The following is a 20,238-nucleotide window of genomic DNA, read 5'->3' on the forward strand; positions in this document are numbered from 1 at the left end:
AACGCTTTTATTTAATTTAAGTTTGCAAATATACCACTTTCGCCTAAATCCTCTTACCTTTGTGACTTAAAAGAATCAAAACCTGACATGATGAGATCCATATTGATCGTTGAAGATGATATAACTTTTGGAATGATGCTCAAAACCTGGCTAGGCAAAAAAGGATTTGAAGTATCATCAGTAAGTACCATTGCACGTGCCCGGAAGCATATCGAAAGCCAAACTGTAGATTTGATATTATCAGATCTGCGGTTGCCCGATCATGAAGGCATCGATTTACTGAAATGGATGAATGAACAGGGAAAAGCCATTCCTCTGATTATTATGACTGGTTATGCGGATATCCAGTCCGCCGTACTGGCAATGAAACTCGGGGCACGGGATTATATTGCCAAACCCGTGAATCCGGAAGAATTACTGAAGAAGATATCTGAAGCTTTACAAGATTCTCCATCACAAGTTTCCTCATCGCAAGCTACTTCAAAAGCTACAGACGAAGGGCAGCACTCTTATCTGGAAGGAGAGAGTGACGCCGCCAAACAACTTTATAATTATGTAGGTCTGGTAGCTCCGACTAATATGTCCGTTCTTATCAATGGTTCGAGCGGAACGGGAAAGGAATATGTAGCACACCGCATCCACCAACTCAGCAAGCGGAACAATAAACCGTTCATTGCCGTAGATTGCGGTTCCATCCCCAAAGAATTGGCAGCTTCCGAATTTTTCGGTCATGTGAAAGGTTCCTTTACAGGAGCGTTGACGGACAAGACAGGCGCTTTCGTCGCAGCCAACGGCGGTACTATCTTTTTAGATGAAATCGGAAATCTCAGTTATGAAGTACAGATACAATTGCTCCGTGCTTTGCAAGAGAGAAAGATACGTCCGGTCGGCTCTACACAGGAAATTTCGGTAGATATTCGTTTGATATCCGCAACGAACGAGAATCTAGAGCAAGCCATCGAAAAGGGGACATTCCGTGAGGACCTCTATCATCGTATCAACGAATTTACCCTACGAATGCCTGACTTGAAAGAGCGGAAAGAGGATATTTTGCTTTTTGCCAACTTCTTCCTCGATCAGGCAAACAAAGAGCTGGATAAACATCTGATCGGTTTTGATCCGAAAGCTTCGCAGGCTTTACAAAGTTATCATTGGCCGGGTAATCTGCGGCAGATGAAGAACATCGTTAAAAGAGCGACGTTATTGGCGCAAGGCAGTTTTATCACATTGGCAGAACTCGGGACAGAGTTATTGGAGGCTCCCTCATTTAATACTACAAATATGGCCCTTCGCAACGAGGAGACTGAAAAAGAGCATATTCTGGAAGCATTGCGTCAAACAGGAAACAACAAAAGCAAAGCTGCGCAATTGTTGGATATCGACCGGAAGACTTTATATAATAAGCTGAAGCTATATAATATAGATTTATAGTAACCACAATTCTTGTCAATCACACAAGAAGAAAATTTTAAAGCGGAGAGTGTGGAATAGTTCTACACTCTCCGCCACATTTTCCACACAATCCTCAGTAAATTCCACACAGAAGCAGTCATCAATCGGCTATTACACATCTAATTATCAAATATTTACGAATATATCTTTTCTTTTGGCACACCCTTTGATCTTTATTAGAGGACAGTGTTTAAAGCAACAACCAATTCCTTAACACAAGAGAGAGAATTGAAAACATATATCTAACAGTCTTAAAACAAACGATTATGAAAAAATTAGTATTAGTAGTAGCAATGTTTATGTTTGTTTGTGGTGGTTCATTCCTTATCAAGGCCCAGAACTCTGAGAAAGCTGTGACAGCCCAGACAGAAGTTAATGCAGCAGTTATCGTTAATGACACAGTAGCAAAAGATACTGTAACCAAGAAAAACGAACCTGCCAAAGCAGAACTGAGTGCATCAACCGCATTTGTCAATGATGTAGCAGTCGCAGATACTGCAACCAAAGACAAACCGGCTGAGCCTGTCAAGGAATAACCTTTCCAACAGCAAGCAGGACATAGTCTGCCGAAGAATAGTAAGCACACTACAACAAAAAAAAGCCATCCCTACTTCGTCTATTCCGGGGATGGCTTTTTTATTATCCTATCTTTTCACTATCATTCTGTCGGAGAAGTCTCTTCTAATATAGGATCCGGTTTCCAAGTCGAAACAACTTTGGCAGCTTCCGCTTCAAAACTCTTTTCTGCAAGAGAAACAAACGTTTTCGTATTACCGTTTCCATTATTGAACAACCAGTTGGCAACCAATCCCTCTTTATTTTCACTCAGGATTTTGCCACTCTGCCCGGCAACTTGTTCACCGGACAAAGCTGCTGTCCAAATGCGGGCATAGCTGATAGAACCATTCAACCGACGTTTACCATCAGATTGACCAATAAAGAAGTTAGAAGTAAGATTGATATCTTTCAAATTATTCGGTTCACCATTCGAAAGTTGGAGAGTTTCCTTGACACCGTTCACATACAATGCAATTCGCTCGCTACCACTCTTGCTGCCGTCCAATACTACAGCAACATCATACCATTGATTGGTTTCTATCTTCGTTGAACCTTCATAACGGATACCGCCTTTATCATCTGCTGATAACTGAAGGAAGCGTTCTTCATTTTTAACACCTTTATGGATATCTACACGCAATAGGAAAATTTTCTCTATCCCCATTATTGTATTAATTTGCGCATCCCCATCTCCATTCAAAGACTCGATATTAAAACGAGCTTCAAATGTTATCGCATTCAAGTTCTTTAATGATTCATCTACCACACCATTATATTCAAATGGTACTTTAAAGTAGTTACCACTGCCCAAGTATGCCACTTTATCTGCCTGTACAACCGTTACAGTCAAGCTCAACTCCTGTTCTGCCGCATCTTTGACTAGTATTGTAGTAACCCCTGCTTTCTTACCTACTAAATTGAAATGAGTGTCATCCAATTGCTGTATATCTACAATCGTCTCATCCTCAGCAGTCAGAGTATAACCACCATTTCCTTTTTCTACGGTAATCATTACTTTATTATTCACTCCGACTCTTGGGGTCAGGTTGGAAACATCAATAGAAATAGGATTCACAGTCACCTGAACTATTGCCTGCTTCCCTTTATGATCTGTGAAAGTCACCGTTGTATGCCCACTCTTCAACCCTGTCAAGGTATAGAAAGGACGGAATACATCGGTATTCACTATGCTAACAATAGTTTCATCTTCCACAGGACAGGAGAGTTCATCATTACTGGAAAAATTTCCCATACTGACAATCAATTGCTTTTTATCCCCAACCTCCAACGTAACTTGAGATTCATTCACCTCCAACTCAAATACACCTACATTGACAGAAATATCAGTAGTCACTCCTTCACCATCCATCACCTCCACAGTAGTTGCTCCGTTCTGCGAACCACTTTTTATTATAATCTGTTCGCCAGAAACCGCAGCAGTCGCAATCGCACTGTTAAAGCTTCTCACTGTATAGTCTCCATTTCCCACCACTATATTCACCTTGACTTCTTCATTCTGACCGATACGTACCACCGGTTTATTTACTATCACCTCTATCAAGTCTTTAGCAACACCGTTATCATCATCGTCGTCACATCCTGCAACGGCAAACGAGCATACGGACAAAAGCAACAGACACATATATGTATAGATTCGTTTCATCTGATTTTCTTTTTTAAGTTATACATTCCTATCGTTTACCATCCGGGATTTTGCTCAATAGACGGTGTCTTCTGTAATTCACTCTGACGAATAGGGAATAAATAATGCTGAATAGAGAAAACACGTTCTTCCACACAGAAACGTTCCATCCTGTATTTCACACCGCCAACAGAAATTGCACCATTCTCATCTTGCACCGGACGCATACCGTTAATCATTCGCTGGCAACGAGGCAATGCACCGTTATTGGCAGCCCAATACTTCTGTGTGCGTTTTGAATTATCACTTGCGCTGGACTTCCAAAGACTTTCTTTTGCCAGTTCCTCCTTACTGGTCGGTTCCAAATACAAACGACAGGTCCAAGGCCGTTTTCCCTCATAAAAGAGTTCCACACGGCGTTCACGCTGAATATATTCACGCATCAAACGCTGATTAGTCTTCACTTCCGGCGGCATCGGTTTCATGAATGAACGTTCACGAACTATATTCACCTGTTTATAAGCCTCATCTATATCTTCTCCCAACTCATTGCAAGCCTCTGCATAAATATAGATAAACTCAGGCAGACGCCAGATAGCAGGCGCATTGATACTGAAGTTACCCGACTTATTCCAAGACTCTTGCTGGAACTTACGCAAATAATACCCTGTAGTAGTCGCATTGGTTGCCCCAATCTTATCGGAACCACTAGCAGTATTAATTATCTTCGACTCATTATTGTTATTACGGTAAGGAGCACCGTGATAAATAATATCACGGTAGAAACGCGGGTCACGAGTTCCTTTCACATATGGGTTCGCATCATCATAGCCACCCTTGCGGGCTTCCGCTGAATAGACCGGATAACCATAATCACCTACAATATATTCATATTCGTCCACTTGTTCCTGCACGGGCTGCTGACGTGAGCTACCTTCACGGCTAGGTGGATAGATATCGCCCTGCCAAGCTTGATCCTTACTTTTCGTCATAAAGAATACATACTCATTAGCAAACGCGTCCATATCATAGAACATATCCCACAAACGGGCATATACACGGCTATCATTCAGATTACCGTCAGCAGGGTCTTTAAAATCATTCGCATCATGTTTGGTATAGAGAGAATAACGCTTTGTTCCACCAACCTCAAAATCCATAACAGCCTTAGCGGCTTCTTTCGCCCTTCTCCAACGATTGATATCATACGCATATTCATTCTCAAATACACGGCGCAGATTATATCCATACTGAGAAGCACCGTTCCACAATGGAGTAGCGGCAACCCACCGGACAAAAGCAATCAACCCCAGACAAGCACCTTTATCTACACGACCAAAGTTCTCGGAAGTTTTCACATATTTATTAGGCACCATGCTATAAGCAGTCTGTGCATCCGCCACAATCTTTTCTACCATCGCATGAACCGATTCTTTCTTAAAGTCCATATTATCTCCCGCATGAACCACATAATCAATATAAGGAGCTTCTCCATACATACGCATCAACAACATGTGAAAATAGCCACGCATAAAATACATCTCTCCGATGCGGTTGCGCAAGTCACCATCTTGCTGAGGATTGTCGGGAGTATTGTATTTCTCCACATTTTCTATAATCAGGTTCGCCTTACGGATGCCTTCATAAAGAGCCTCCCAATATTGCCCTACGCTACCGGGTAAAGAATTCGGATTCCAGGCACCGTTATTGAAGTTATTCGTAATGTTTCCTTCTACATTGGTTCCTTCACATTCGTCCGTAATGGCACTGTTGCTGAAGTGTTCGAAGAATACCAGCGGACGGTCTGCTTTCTTTGCAGCCGCATATACATCGGAAACTAGTCCGTTCACTTTTTCGTAACGGGCAAATACGTCCGCTTCTGTTATGTTATCATCGTCGTCACGGTCCAGGTAGTCACTGCACGAAGTGAGAGACAATGACAGGACTGAGAACACGATTGTTGAATATCTATATAACTTTTTCATATTTCTATCTTATTTAGAATGTAATATCAATACCGAAATTGAATACCTTTTGAATCGGATACCAAGAAGCTCCATCACCGGATTTCGTTTCCGGGTCTATATCCACATCCCCCAATTTATCGAAAGTCAGCAGATTCAAACCTTGCACGTAGATACGAGCCTGTTGTACGTGGAACTTACGCAACCAATTAGGAGATACATTATAACCTATTTCCACATTTTTCAGACGAAGATAGGAAGCATCATACAAGAATAAACTGCTGTTCCCGTTCTTATTATTATCATGCGTTCCATAGTGCAGCGCCGGATATTTGGCAGTAGCAGCAGTCTCCGGTGTCCACCGGTCCAAGTGCATCTTCTTCACACGGCCGATCTTATCCTGTTCAAACTGCGGGAAGTCAAATACGGCAGCCCCATTCAGCAAGATAGAAGTATTAGTTGCTCCCTGCAACAATACGCTAAAGTCAAAATTCTTATATTGGAAACCGAAAGGAATACCGAACATCAACTCCGGGCTACGAGGATTTCCCATTGCCGTACGGTCTTCATCGTCAATCACCCCATTGCGGTCTAAATCTTTATATACCACATCTCCCGGAATCAATTGTCCCCACGGTTGATACCCAATCTTATTCAGACGGTCGGCTTCATCCTGATTGGCTACGAAATGGTCGAACACATAAACAAAGTTCTCATACAGACGTTTGCCTGTCTCCTTACGCCAGGAGTTCTTACGGGCAACTTCCGCTTTATACTCCAGACGGTTACGGGAAAAAGTAAGATTCGGACGGATATAATAACGAAAATCTTTTCCAATCTTATCGTTCCAGCTCAACTCTACATCCACACCTCGGTTACTGACTTCACCCAGATTCTGTAAAGCCGCATCTTTACCTACGATATCCGGATACCCCATGATACCGTCACCGTTCATATCCGTAATAATATCGAAGCGATATTCATAGAAGGCATCAACAGTCAAAGCCAAGCGTTGATTCAACGTAGTAAAGTCAATACCGACATTCAATTTACGGGCCTTCTCCCATGTCAGATTCTCATTCGCCAAATTTCCTTCAGAAGTGCCGCCGACCTCAGTACCGAAATTATTTCCGAAGTGATAGCCGCTACCTCCGCCGTAGAAAGCCAAATAAGGAAAACGGCTGCTTACATTATCGCTACCTACCAATCCATAAGAAGCCCTTACTTTCAAGAAGTCAATCCAAGAGGCTTTTTTCATAAAAGGCTCCTCCGAAATAACCCAACCGATAGAACCGGCAGGAAAGAATCCATAGCGTTTACCCGGAGCGAAATTCTCGGAACCATTATAACCGCAATTGAACTCCATCAGATATTTCTGGTTGTAATAGTAGGCAAAACGCCCGGTAATACCCTGGCTATGATAAGCTAACTCATTATTGACTGTACGGTTACCGCGATTGGCCAGTAACATGGCCGTCACTTCATGACGATCCTTAAATACTCTATTGTAGTCCACACGTGCCTGTATATACGTCCGCCCGTCAGAAGCATTGTGGCTGAACCCGTTACCGATGGTCTGGTCTATGTCATACTTATTGCCGGTCTTGTAAGCACCGGTATAGTGTCCTCCTTCCATATAAGCGTCAGAACCTTCAATCGGCATAAACGTAGCATATTTCGGATATTCACGGTAACCGTCTTTATAAGTATCCAACTTACGGTTAATCCAACGTCCTTCGGAAGCGTCATAAGAAAACATTATCTCTGCTTTTAACCCTTTCGTCAGAAATCCCATATCCAGATTCATGGCAAAACTACCGTTCAGATAAGTATTCTTTTCATTCAGATAACCGGTGCGGCTCAATTCTCCCAGAATATTGTAGCGATAAATGTTATCGCCATAAAGCATACCACGGGAATTCTGCTGTATGTATTCTTCATTCTGCGGATGGGAGTTTTCCTCTACCAAAATAGGCAGATAAGGAGGCTGTGTCGCACAAATTGTCATCAAACGACCGGCAGTCGTACCCGGTGCGTTACGGTCGGTAATACGGGCACCTAAATCCAGACGAGTACTCAAATAACGATTAATGTTAATATCAATATTCGAACGAAAGTTGTAACGTGTGAATCTGGTCTGTGAATCATATTCACCGGCATCCGAATACTTATAGTTGCCTCCTTGTGAGAAATAATTAGCTAGCACATAATAGCGTACTTTGTCCGTACCACCACGTATAGAGAGGCTGACATCTTCCTGCATACCAGGTTTAAAAGCAAAATCGTAATAATCCCAATCATATCCCAATCCATCGGAATTATCTCCTTTGGCACGGCGGAAGTTATCAATAGCCTGTTGTGAAAAAAGATTCAAACTGCTTACATCAGCTCCTGTCATCTTCGCATCATTCAACCGCGCTTCATTATACAAAGTCGCATAATCGGCAGAACCTAAATACTCAGGAAATCCAATAGGCTGATTGATACCGATAGAAGCTTTCAGGTTTACGGTTGCTTTCTCGGCAGCTTTACCACGTTTAGTTGTAATGACTATCACACCGTTCGCACCACGAATACCGTAAGCAGCCGTTGCGGAAGCATCTTTCAAAATAGTAAACGTTTCTATTTCATCCGGTGCAAGATAACTCATGTCACGTTCGATTCCGTCGACAATGACAATAGCACTTTGGTTACCGTAAGTCGCCTTACCACGAATAAACAATTCACTTTGGTCAACTCCCGGTTCACCACCGGCATATTGATTGACGACCAAACCCGGCAAACGTCCGGCAAGTGCATTGTTAATATTAGCTGTAGGACTCTGTGTCAAGTCTTTTGTGGTAATCGTAGCTACCGAACCGACCATCGTCTCCTTACGCTGCTTAGTATAACCTACTACCACCACTTCCTGCAAGGCTTTTGTATCTTCCTGCAACAAGACAGTCAGCTCTTTTTTAGCACCGGGGATAATTTCCTGCGGTTGGTATCCCAGATAGGAAAAAACCAACGGAGCTTCCGCGTATGGCAACTTCAACGTAAACTTACCGTCCATATCGGTAATCGTACCAGCATTAGCCACTCCTTTCACTACAACAGATACACCAATCAAAGGCTCATTTGTCGTCTTATCCAATACTGTACCGGACACCATTATCTTTTGATTTTGAGAAGCTTGTGTCCTTGCCGTTCTGCCTGTTTGCGCCATACTTTGCGTAGGGGCACTTGCCAGCAGAACGCAAGAAACAGCCATCAGACAAATATTTCTTCTTATATGTTTCATCTTTCTTTTCGATTTTCTATGTATAATGAATCAATCTTATTCCTCTGCTTTCTTTCCGAACTCCGGTCCAATCCAATTGGCTTTCTCGGTAGTTTTACCTTGTACCCAATCTTCATATCGGGCACGAATCTCAATCAGTGTCGCTCCGGGCACTTCCGCATTCAGAGAGATTGTCAGACGGTCTTCCCTATTGTTACGATTACCAAAGGTAGGTGCCTTTGCCCAATCATATTCCCATACATAATAACCTTCAGGGTGAGCCAATGTCCAAAGTACATCGGAACAACTACGCAATGCTGCGATAAATTTAGTCTTTGTCTTTTCCGGATAAAGGCTGTTGACAGGCTGTTTCACCATATCCAGGAAGTAACGGACAAATATGCCACGAAACAAAAGATTATCCCCCGAATTTCCTTCTCCACTGAAAACCGGATAATTGGAATCCATCTTCTTATTTACCTGATAAGAACCGAAAGCAACAGCATTACGAAGATACTCTTCTTCACCGGTAGCATTATACAAAGCCAAAGCAGAAGCCATAAACGTACCCTGATTATAAGACAGAGCCACCTTATCCGGATCGCCCGGAGTACCATCATCTCTAATGCCCAGATTATCATATACCTGACCGGTAGAAGTATCACACAAATAAGCAGTCATCCAATTGTATACTTCTTTAGCAAAATTCAAATAATAAGCGGCTTTATCCTCCCATCCGTCTTTGGCTTCCGTCACAGTCAGTTGATACAACTTCATAGCCAGAAGACATCCGGGACCATTTGAACAGGACATACGCGAGGCCGGCAAATCTGTTTTCCATGCCATTCCTCCTACACCTTTATAATCATTCTTTGCTCCTTTGATATGATCCCACATCTTCATCAAAGCACTGTAATAATCTTGATCTCCTGTCAACTCGTATACGCGCAGACAAGCCAATGCCATCCACTCCATATCATCATAAAAGTTATTCCAGAAATCATTACCTCCATAACCGCAAGTCCTGTTCCATTCATCGAAAGCCGGCAAGAAAGGTTTCATGATATTTTCATACAGATAAGTCTGATACTCGGGATTATCCGCATGGCGCACATAAGCGTCTGTCACTATATCCAATGCGTGTCCCTGCGACCATCCGCCACTACCGCCCGTACTCACCGGCTCTCCGGTTTCCGGTGTATTCGGTTTCTCCCAATAGATCTCTCCCGCAAAAGTATTCCGCCCACCGGCATTCTCAAAGAAATACTTGATATAAGTTTCCGTACTCTTATTGGCGGCCTCTGTCCAATTAACATCCGACACATATTCACCGGAGGAGCTCCCTTTGTAGATATCCGCCAGATCTCCGTCATCACAAGAAGTGAACATTACAAACGCACCACCAAGCAGTAATGCTTTTTTTGATAATGATATATAGTTCTTCATATTATTATTCAGTTTTAATCTTTATTCGTTTCCGAAGCTACCCAACGATGGGTATAAGTTCCAAATTCTGCATTGAAATAAAGAGTAACATCTGTCTTCACTGTAGCATAAAAGATATTTCCCTGTATTTCACCCCATTGGAGCAATTCATCACAGAAACGGAAACTGTAGTCCCATGGGTCTGTACCCAACGCAAGCTGGTACAGATTATAATAGCTCTTATCTGTCGACAAGTTCGGTTGTCCCTTATCTCTATCTTTATGTCCCCAGCGATAGGTTGTTCCGTTTATCTCCATTTTAAAGCTATGACGAGTTTCACCACTTCCCGCCCAATCTTCTTTCTTTTTCTGTGCGGTATAATTCTTCACTCCCCATTTACCTTGTCCTAAATAGTCAAAAGTCTTTTTATATCCTCCAGAGTGGTTATAGAGATAAACCTCCCCTATTTCATCATAACTGATAGTCTGTTCACCCATATTGATAGTGATACGGTAGATGCCTGATTTAGGCACAGTAATGGTGTAATCCTCATCGTTGTTACGCTCACGCAATACACCATTATCATCTACATAATAATAGCATTTGCGTCCCCCGACTGTAGACATAAATACAAAGGGCTGTTCAGCTTTCAGTTGGGTGAAAGTCTGATAAATTCCATCATTCTGACGAAGCATCTGTTGCGCTTCCGCCTCATCTCCGTTATCTTCCGTTCCTACACCGGTAATGTAAACAGGCTCAGTTTCCGTTGGTAGATCATCAATGCCATCCATCATAAAAATAACGAAATACCCCTCCAGACTGCTTAGTGCTTGATCTAATCCGCAATATGCACGGACTTTCCAACGCAAAGTACCATTAGTATTACAACGGAACTTAGCCAATTTACCAATCGTATTTGCTTGATAATGTGTCAAAGTCAGTTGAGGTTCCAAACCGTTATTATCAGAAAAGACCGTCTCTACAGGTTTTGTAAAGTCACCTCCGATGGTGTCAATCAATACTTCATAACGATATACAGTGTTACCGTGTACTTCGGTAGGAGTCCACTTCAGTGTGATATCCGTGAGTGATGCACCCGAAAGCACAACTCGCTCACCACTAGCCATTGCATCCATCGTCCGGACCGGTTCAGGCGGAACAATCGGTTCATAATCATCCGGATCAAATCCAGGATTCAACTTATTGTCACAAGCCGTCAGACCGATAAGACAAAACAGCAAGGCAAATTTGATTAAATTCTTTGTTATCATATTGTTTCTCATGTTATTACATTTCTTGTTTAGTATGAATGGGGACATTCTACCGGTTTATAGCGATCTGCTGCGATAGTAGAAGGTTTTGCGCCATTATGATCACCAACTTTTGCATTCATCTCATGTCCTGATAAGTCCTCATATTCAGACTTTTCAATACCATCGGAGAATATCCAATATCCTACCAAATCATCCGTATTGTATCCGGATTTCAATTCACATAAATTTTCCTTTATTTCCTGCTCCGTTCGAGCTGTTTTCCAGATACGGGCCTGATAAACACGTATCAACCCATTACGATAATCATTATTATTTGCACGTCCTATCATGAAATAATTATCAGCATTCATAATCGTTAAGTCCATTGAACTATTGGGAGCCTTATTACTATAGTCCTCTTTCCCAGTTAGTTTCTCCGGTACTCCATTTATATAGAGCTTATATGCCTCCATGATATTCGGTTGTGTTCCATCATAGACCAACGCGACATGATACCATTTACCCGGTTTTTTAGCATTAGCATCTTTACGGTCTGAATAGACAACCTGCTCACTCAACAAATATGGATTACTAAGACCATTAGCTTTAAAGGCTATTTGGAAATGCGGATTAGTATCACGTCCTTCCTCCGAGCGTAACAATAAGTTACCTTCCAATCCCATAAAAGTTTGTAAGCCACGTGTATCATTAGGATAAAAAATTATTTCATAAGTCACCTGACTTAAATGCTGCAAACCTAGTTCCGGAATTCTGTGGTTCAGGTTCTTTACATCCATATAAAAATAACGATCGCCTCCGATATCGGCAGCCACCGGATTTACGCTCACCGGTAACGTCAATTTTTCACCGGCTTGGTCTGTAATAACAAGATTTGTAGCCCCTAGTTTTTTTGCTGTCACCTTATAAGTTCCTTCATCTAAAACTATTACATCCATCAATTCTTGATCTGCTTCCGACAACGCCTGTAAGACATATTCACCATTACCTTTCACAATCGAAAATTCCGTTGAAGCTTTAAAGCCTCCAATTGATACAGTCTCCACACTTGCTTTGAGCTTATACGGGTTCACTTTCACCGCAATCACTTCTTCTGATCCTTTCTGATCTGTCACTATCACCTTTACATCACCTTTGGCTTTAGGCTTTAGTGTAATCAAATTTTCATCTTCCGAAGCCTCAACAATGGTCGCATCCGCAGTCGGTTCCCCACCTTCCACCTGATAAGTAAAAGTATATCCGCCATTACCTTTTTCAATAGCGATATATTGCGACTCGGCATCCGGTTCAGCAAAAATAGCTTCATTACTTTTCAATGTTAAATCAACAATATTCACCACAATAGGAATAACAACTGTTTTATCTTTCTTATCTGTGATCGTTATTTCAATCGGATGATCTGTCTCCGTCTCAAACTTGGCTGTCACCGGGAACGTCTGTCCGGAAAGCTCACCCACTTCCAGATACTTATCGGCACCTTCCGGCACAGATATCTGATAATCGCCATTACCAGTCAGAATCTTAATCAAACGTTTTTCACCGATAAACAAATCGAAGCCCTCTTCCGGCGTATCGACAGTCAAATTCCAAAGCTTGGCAACCTGCACCTGAATTCTAGCAACTTTCTTACGCCCGTCTATCACCAATACGGTGGTTTCTGTACGGTTATTTTCTTCAAGCTCACTATTTTCCGTAGCTTTAATGGTTACCCTATTGCCATTCACAGTAGCCGTAGCCACACTTTCATCGAACGGTTTCACATAATAATCGCCATTACCGGAGGTGATACCCACCGTAATTTCGTCTCCTTGCAGCAATGTTACCGAGCTATTATCAACCACTAAATCGGCTGCCGGTTTCACTTCCTGTTCTTCTTTATCATCACTACAAGAAACCATCAAAAATGGAATGGTTAATGCTGAGAGAAATAAAAAACTAAGTTTCCTTTTCATTAGATTAAAGATTAAATAAATTAATACCTTATCGAGTTTATCTACTTAAAAACTTCGATGGAGCAAAGATAAAATCCCTAAACTCTATCAAAAGAAGATTAAACCTCCTTTTTTACCTTTTGGCACGGATATTTACTACATTAACACGGATATTTACTTCCTATTTTACCTCCTCCAACTGCTTCATCCTAAACTCTTTTGGCGTACAATCATACTTCTCACGAAACGCCTTGAAGAAAGTAACTTTATTAGAGAAGCCCGAGTCGAACACAATTTCATCAATTGTCTTTTTTGTGGTCAGCAACAGATCTTTCGCTATGTGCAAACGGCACTCTTTTATCAAATCAGTCGGACTGTCCTCCCCTATCTCTTCCATCTTCCGATACAGACTTCGTGGGCTGATAGCCAACCGATCGGCGATGTAACGTGGCGTTAATTCCTTGTTTGTTATATTATCATTAATAATCTTCAGAACAGACTGAAGAAACTTCTTCGACTCTTTATGTGTCAACTTTCCATCCGACTTCTCAAAAGAGCTGATCGGTGAACTGAAATAATTCTTCAGGATCTCTTTTCGTTCCATCACCTGACACACTGAAATACGAAGATATTCCGCACTAAACGGTTTGGTTATATACATCTCCGCACCGGCAGAAAGAGCTGCCATTTGCTGTTCCATTTCGTGCCGTCCGGATACGATAATAATAGGAATATGTGCCGTTTCTTTCACAGACTTTATCCGTTGTGTCAATTCAATGCCACCGACTCCAGGCATCATGACATCACAAATGATCACATTCGGATAAACCTCATTCATTACCTGATCGAGCCGTTCAGGATCCTGCAAAGTAACCACATTGAAATCTCCGGAAAAGATTTCTCCTATAAACCATAACATTTCTATTTCATCGTCGACTACAAGAAGCGTCGGACGCATTTTGTCAAATTCATATTGAGGAAGTTTCAAGATTGGCTGGGTATCGATTTTAGGAATATATTCCGCCGTAGCTTGTTTTATCTCCTGCATTCCGGTAGTCAACTCCATCATCGGCAAAGTCAATGTAAACATCACCCATCCGTCAGACGTATTTTCCACCTTTAAAGTACCATTCAGCAGTTTTGCCATATTATAAGAGATGGCCAGCCCCAATCCGTTGCGCGAAAAATTCCTTTCATCCTGATTTTCGAAATTATCTAAAATAGCATACCGGTTGAAGATATACTGGAAGTCCTTCTCCTTAATGCTACTCCCCTCATTTGCCACACGAAGAATCAGCACATTTTCTTCGGTCGTATCAAGTTCTATCTTAATGCCTTGCCCCTCAGGAGTATATTTAAACGCATTCGAAATCAGATTTATGATAATAGTATTCAGGAAGCCTTTATCAGAGTTCCACATCACTTGTTCGGGTATCTTGCTCAAGAAAGTAATATTTCTGGATTTAGCCATCTCCACAAAAGTTTTGGCTATTCCTTTCATAATAGAGGATACATTCAGCGACTCCACACGCACTTCCCTGTTACCAGTTTCAATACGACGGAATTCAATCAGTTCGTGAATCAGATTATTGAGACGTTCGGCATTCGTCTGAATCATCTGTACGTAATCAGCCACAAATTTACTAAGTCCTTTTGATGAAAGAATTCGTCCACAAGGACCATAAATCAAAGTCAATGGTGTACAGAACTCATGCGCTATATTAGTAAAGAAACGGAGCTTGGATTCAAATACATTCTTCTGATGGCGTTTCTCTATTTCATTCAGCAATTCCTGTTTTTTACGCTTCGAACGCAATATAAATGAACGAATCAACAAGCCCGCCAGCAAAAGCAAGCATAAAGCATAAATTAAGTAAGCCCACCAGGAAGCATACCAGGGATCACCTATGCGGATAACCAAAGAGTAAACATCGCTTTCCTTATCAAAAACGCTATTATAATATTTCACTAACAGCGTATATTCGCCGGGAGCCATATTGGTAAAGGATACAGCGCTTTCCGAACCATTATTCACCCATTGGTCGCTCAACCCTTTCAATTTATAAAAATAGGTGCAGTTATTACCATTCAGATAATCCACAGAAGCGAACGAAACAGAGAAGAAATTCTGATCATACTGCAAATTCAATACTTCAGTATCTTCTTTCCGAGTAAGGAACTCTCCCAGATTGTATTGTTTACCAAAGATTGACAACTTATCGAAATAAACCGGAGGCATATAAAGCTGTTCGGGACGACCGTCTGCCCGGATTGCAACAAAACCGTTGATTCCTCCAAAGAATAGTGTGCCGGTGTCGGGGTCACGAAAAGCAGCGCCATCACTGAACTCCACAACCTTCAAACCATCGCTGAAGCCATACGAACGAAACACATTCCGCTTTGTATCAAAGTTAATTAATCCCAGGTTAGTGCTTAACCAGAAGTTATCAGGAGAATTTTTGAGAATAGCATGAATCGTATTATTCAAGAAGCCGTTCTTTGCATTAAAAAGCTGATAAGAAGTTTCCGAAGTATATTTTATCAGCCCGTAACTTGTTCCAAACAGATAATTATTACTACTGTCCTTACTGATGGCAAGTATATTGTTCAAAGTCATGTTTTCATACTTATGAGTAGATACAGGCTCCAACCCATTAGTTGTTTTATTAAAACGGAAAACTCCATATCCCTTATTACCAAATAATAAATTAGCTTCATTCTCCGCATAAATAGTGAAGAAATAATTCGATCCCAGTTCACCATCATTAATAATGTAACGTTGGGCATCTACAATGAGCGGATTATCCGGCGTCCCGGCAATACGAGCTCTCACAACTCCCATCCCGACACTTGCCAGCCAGAGTTCGGAGTCTGCCGTTTCGTAAATATCATGTATGTACTTGAACTCTTCATTCCCTATCCGCACCGGCAGACGCTTAATACGTTTTTCCCGATACGAGTAATAGGTCAACCCTTCTTCTTCTCCTATCCACAACAAATTACGATGGCTTCGGGCAAAACAATAAACAGCATTGCTACCCAAAGCACTATTGGAGGTAGTCAAAACCTCCGCCCGGCAATCGGATAAATTCTTATCAACCTCATAATCATAGATTTTAAGGATACCATTGCCTTTTGTCCCGACCCAGAACGTACGTTCATCATCTTGTAACAAAGCACGTACAGGGCGTTCTATTTTTTCAGTATAATTACCAAGTACTACCGATTTAATGGAATAGAGGGGATTGGAATAAAGATATACACCTTGCCCGTCCGTACCGATCCAGACAATATCCTGAAAACGGTCTTTCTTGAGACAGAACACACCACTATTGACCGGCAGCGGTTGAATCCGGTAATGACTCGTATTTTTTTGCTTTTCCAACAATAGAATGCCATCCATCAAGAACCCTACAAAGAAACTATCATGATAATGAACGATAGAAGAAACCTTTCCTCGCGTCTGTATCTCCTTCTCAAGATTAGCTATAAACTCATTTTTCTGTGTCGGAATATGGAAAGCATAAAAGTTATAATCCTTATCAATATAATAAAGAGATTCCGCATCATTAAAACAATAAATCAACGAAGTGCGATAAATCAATCCGGTCTTCTGAGGCAATAGGGTGATATCCCCCGAAGTAGGCTCCTGCTGTATGTCATAACAGCGATTGTATCCTTTCATAACTACCCACATCCGATTAGTGGCGTCAATAAAGAAGTCCACAATGTCGGAAATAGGGATTCCCGTAATATTGATTTTTCTAAAAACGCCCTCCTTTTTGTGATAGTAATAGATGCAGTTGCTATCCTGAATAATGAACAGGTTACCGTTATTATCCTTATTCATAAAAAAAAGTTTCTGAAACTCATTATAGTGCGTAATAGCATTCGTTCTCCGATCCAAACGGTTCAAACCATAGTAGGTTTGAATCCAGTAAATATCTTCACCTGTATATACTATATTGTCAATCAAATTACCGGACAAGTAATCCTCCTTGTCACGGATTTTAAATTCCTCAATCTCCTGTCCATCATAAATGTTCAGTCCGTCGCAAGTACCGATCCACATCAGTCCGCGCTCATCCTGGCAAAGAGATGTAATAGAACTGTTAGACATATATTCCTTATCAGCAATCTGCTTTAGGTTATATGCAGATGCATTATATATCAACAAATTAAGGATACATAAACAGATAAAAACGAATGGTCTTCTCATAGTGCATTTTTCTTGGGTTTGCTATATGACAAAGGTAAACAAAAAAATATTTCCGGTTCTTTTTTGGCGAGAATATAAGTAAAGTTCCGCGCCAGAGTAGTTCATTCTAGCGACAAGAGACGATTTAGCTCTACTATTCCTAAAAGCACATCTCTTTTCTCCCTATTTTCGTCGTAGAAATTATTTTCAAATCTATAAATTCATTTGTTCATGAAAACACATTTTTCATTTAAACACTTGTTATTTCTTGGAAGTGCCGTACTATACAGCCTGCAATCTTCTGCCGTAAAGAACCCGGTAGATTATGTCAGTACTCTGGTAGGTACTCAATCCAAGTTTGAATTGTCTACCGGGAATACATATCCCGCCACAGCATTGCCGTGGGGGATGAACTTCTGGACACCGCAGACCGGTGAGATGGGTAATGGCTGGGCATACACATATAATGCCGACAAAATTCGGGGATTCAAGCAAACCCACCAACCCAGTCCCTGGATGAATGACTACGGTCAGTTTGCCATCATGCCTATCACAGGCGGACTGGTATTCGACCAAGACCGACGTGCCAGTTGGTTCTCCCACAAAGCGGAAGTGAGCAAACCTTATTATTATAAGGTGTATTTGGCCGATCATGATGTGACCACCGAACTCGCCCCTACCGAACGTGCCGTGATGTTCCGTTTCACATATCCGGAGACCAAGAATTCCTATGTTATCGTAGACGCATTTGATAAGGGTTCTTATGTAAAAGTAATTCCGGAAGAAAACAAAATTATCGGTTATTCGACAAAAAACAGTGGCGGTGTACCGGAAAACTTCAAGAACTACTTTGTCATTTACTTCGACAAACCGTTCACATTTGTTTCCGCAGTTTCCGAAAATAATATTCTTCCGAATGAAACGGAAGTAAAAGGAAACCACACTGGCGCTATCATCGGATTTGCCACAAAAAAAGGTGAAATAGTTCATGCCCGTGTTGCCTCTTCTTTTATCAGTCCGGAACAGGCGGAACTCAATCTCAAGGAACTCGGCAATCATACCTTCGACCAACTAGTAAGCAATGGAAAAGCCGTCTGGAATCGTGAGATGAGTAAAATAGAGATTGAGGACGACAACATTGACAATCTACGTACCTTCTATTCTTGCCTATACCGTTCCATGCTTTTCCCACGCAGTTTTTACGAGATAGATGCAAAAGGGCAAGTGATGCATTACAGTCCCTACAATGGCAAAGTGCTTCCCGGTTATATGTTCACCGACACCGGATTTTGGGACACATTCCGTTGCTTGTTTCCTTTTCTCAATCTAATGTATCCGTCGATGAACCTGAAAATGCAGGAGGGATTGGTGAATGCTTACAAAGAAAGCGGCTTCCTGCCGGAATGGGCCAGTCCCGGTCATCGGGATTGTATGGTAGGCAACAACTCGGCTTCTGTAGTAACCGATGCTTACATCAAAGGTTTACGGGGATATGATATTGAGGTGCTTTGGGAGGCGCTGAAACATGGCACGAATGCCCATCTTCAAGGTACTGCTTCCGGTCGTCTCGGTTACGAATCTTACAACAAGCTAGGATATGTAGCCAATAACATAGGAATCGGACAAAACGTAGCCCGCACACTAGAGTATGCTTATAACGACTGGGCGATCTACACATTAGGTAAAAAGCTGGGGAAACCGGCCGGCGAAATCGACATTTACAAGAAACGCGCCTTGAACTATAAGAATGTTTACCATCCGGAACGCAAACTGATGGTCGGCAAGGATGACAAAGGAGTATTCAACCGTAATTTCGATGCGGTAGACTGGAGTGGTGAATTCTGCGAGGGGAACAGCTGGCATTGGAGTTTCTGTGTATTCCATGACCCACAAGGACTTATTAACTTGATGGGCGGCAAGAAAGAATTTAATACTATGATGGATTCCGTCTTTGTGATTCCGGGCAAACTAGGCATGGAGAGTCGCGGCATGATTCACGAAATGCGTGAAATGCAAGTAATGAACATGGGACAATATGCACACGGTAACCAACCGATTCAACACATGGTGTATCTCTACAATTATTCCGGTGAGCCTTGGAAAACTCAATACCGGGTACGCGAAATTATGAACAAACTCTACACTGCTACCCCCGACGGATATTGTGGCGACGAAGATAACGGACAGACTTCCGCTTGGTACGTATTCTCCGCACTAGGTTTCTACCCTGTTTGCCCGGGAACGGATGAATATATCTTGGGGACTCCTTTGTTCAAATCAGCAAAGCTGCATCTGGAAAACGGGAAGACAATAACCATCAAGGCGGAAAACAATCAAGCCGACAATTGCTACATCAAGGATATGAAAATAAACGGAAAATCATACTCCCGCAATTATCTTACACATGACCAACTGATGAAAGGTGCCAATATTCAATTCCAAATGAGCCCTAAGCCCAACAAACAACGGGGAATTACAGAAAAAGACGTGCCTTATTCTCTTTCATTTGAATAAAATATCGTATTTTTGAGGGTCAAG

General features: G+C 41.8%; 10 protein-coding genes. 3 read left to right on the forward strand and 7 right to left on the reverse strand.

Annotated elements, in window-relative coordinates:
- Window positions 1-87: 87 nt before the first annotated feature.
- Together ACNOGP_RS01405 and ACNOGP_RS01410 are read left to right on the forward strand one after the other, a co-directional pair.
- Window positions 88-1,431 (forward strand): sigma-54-dependent transcriptional regulator, encoded by a 1,344-nt coding sequence (locus ACNOGP_RS01405; protein ID WP_195533148.1) that lies wholly within the window; start codon window positions 88-90, stop codon window positions 1,429-1,431.
- A gap of 287 nt (window positions 1,432-1,718) precedes the next feature.
- Window positions 1,719-1,988, forward strand: coding sequence for a hypothetical protein (locus ACNOGP_RS01410; protein WP_418213896.1), 270 nt, complete (start codon window positions 1,719-1,721; stop codon window positions 1,986-1,988).
- 122 nt (window positions 1,989-2,110) lie between these two features.
- Here ACNOGP_RS01410 and ACNOGP_RS01415 read toward each other — a convergent pair whose 3' ends face one another.
- The 7 genes from ACNOGP_RS01415 to ACNOGP_RS01445 all read right to left on the reverse strand — a co-directional run bounded on the left by ACNOGP_RS01415 (window position 2,111) and on the right by ACNOGP_RS01445 (window position 17,721).
- Entirely contained in the window at window positions 2,111-3,673 is a 1,563-nt protein-coding gene (locus ACNOGP_RS01415; RefSeq protein ID WP_418213897.1) for a LamG-like jellyroll fold domain-containing protein, read from the reverse strand.
- Window positions 3,674-3,708: 35 nt separating this feature from the next.
- On the reverse strand, window positions 3,709-5,637 hold the full coding sequence (locus ACNOGP_RS01420) for a RagB/SusD family nutrient uptake outer membrane protein (RefSeq protein WP_143867580.1): 1,929 nt from the start codon (window positions 5,635-5,637) through the stop codon (window positions 3,709-3,711).
- A 13-nt stretch (window positions 5,638-5,650) separates the two neighbouring features.
- Window positions 5,651-8,896 carry a SusC/RagA family TonB-linked outer membrane protein gene (locus tag ACNOGP_RS01425; RefSeq protein ID WP_143867582.1) on the reverse strand — a complete coding sequence of 1,082 codons (3,246 nt, stop codon included), beginning with the start codon at window positions 8,894-8,896 and terminating at the stop codon, window positions 5,651-5,653.
- 36 nt (window positions 8,897-8,932) lie between these two features.
- Complete coding sequence (locus ACNOGP_RS01430; RefSeq protein WP_418213898.1) at window positions 8,933-10,321, reverse strand: glycoside hydrolase family 76 protein; 1,389 nt, start codon at window positions 10,319-10,321, stop codon at window positions 8,933-8,935.
- 14 nt (window positions 10,322-10,335) lie between these two features.
- On the reverse strand, window positions 10,336-11,583 hold the full coding sequence (locus tag ACNOGP_RS01435; RefSeq protein WP_418213899.1) for a SusE domain-containing protein: 1,248 nt from the start codon (window positions 11,581-11,583) through the stop codon (window positions 10,336-10,338).
- Window positions 11,584-11,600: 17 nt separating this feature from the next.
- A complete protein-coding gene (locus ACNOGP_RS01440; protein WP_418213900.1) occupies window positions 11,601-13,523 on the reverse strand; it encodes a LamG-like jellyroll fold domain-containing protein in 1,923 nt (640 codons plus the stop codon).
- A 160-nt stretch (window positions 13,524-13,683) separates the two neighbouring features.
- A complete protein-coding gene (locus tag ACNOGP_RS01445) occupies window positions 13,684-17,721 on the reverse strand; it encodes a response regulator (RefSeq protein WP_418213901.1) in 4,038 nt (1,345 codons plus the stop codon).
- Between the two features lie 210 nt (window positions 17,722-17,931).
- Here ACNOGP_RS01445 and ACNOGP_RS01450 point away from each other — a divergent pair, with 210 nt between their 5' ends.
- Window positions 17,932-20,214, forward strand: a complete 2,283-nt coding sequence (locus ACNOGP_RS01450) for a GH92 family glycosyl hydrolase (protein WP_418213902.1) — start codon at window positions 17,932-17,934, stop codon at window positions 20,212-20,214.
- The last annotated feature ends 24 nt before the right edge of the window (window positions 20,215-20,238 follow it).

Origin of the sequence: Bacteroides difficilis, from assembly GCF_048319815.1 — a bacterium.
In the GTDB taxonomy this organism is placed as follows: domain Bacteria; phylum Bacteroidota; class Bacteroidia; order Bacteroidales; family Bacteroidaceae; genus Bacteroides; species Bacteroides zhangwenhongii.

Bases quoted from the DNA above. Each gene is read 5' to 3' on its own strand.
- ACNOGP_RS01405 (WP_195533148.1), top strand. From the start codon at position 88: ATGATGAGATCCATATTGATCGTTGAAGATGATATAACTTTTGGAATG.
- ACNOGP_RS01410 (WP_418213896.1), top strand. From the start codon at position 1,719: ATGAAAAAATTAGTATTAGTAGTAGCAATGTTTATGTTTGTTTGTGGT.
- ACNOGP_RS01415 (WP_418213897.1), bottom strand. From the start codon at position 3,673: ATGAAACGAATCTATACATATATGTGTCTGTTGCTTTTGTCCGTATGC.
- ACNOGP_RS01420 (WP_143867580.1), bottom strand. From the start codon at position 5,637: ATGAAAAAGTTATATAGATATTCAACAATCGTGTTCTCAGTCCTGTCA.
- ACNOGP_RS01425 (WP_143867582.1), bottom strand. From the start codon at position 8,896: ATGAAACATATAAGAAGAAATATTTGTCTGATGGCTGTTTCTTGCGTT.
- ACNOGP_RS01430 (WP_418213898.1), bottom strand. From the start codon at position 10,321: ATGAAGAACTATATATCATTATCAAAAAAAGCATTACTGCTTGGTGGT.
- ACNOGP_RS01435 (WP_418213899.1), bottom strand. From the start codon at position 11,583: ATGAGAAACAATATGATAACAAAGAATTTAATCAAATTTGCCTTGCTG.
- ACNOGP_RS01440 (WP_418213900.1), bottom strand. From the start codon at position 13,523: ATGAAAAGGAAACTTAGTTTTTTATTTCTCTCAGCATTAACCATTCCA.
- ACNOGP_RS01445 (WP_418213901.1), bottom strand. From the start codon at position 17,721: ATGAGAAGACCATTCGTTTTTATCTGTTTATGTATCCTTAATTTGTTG.
- ACNOGP_RS01450 (WP_418213902.1), top strand. From the start codon at position 17,932: ATGAAAACACATTTTTCATTTAAACACTTGTTATTTCTTGGAAGTGCC.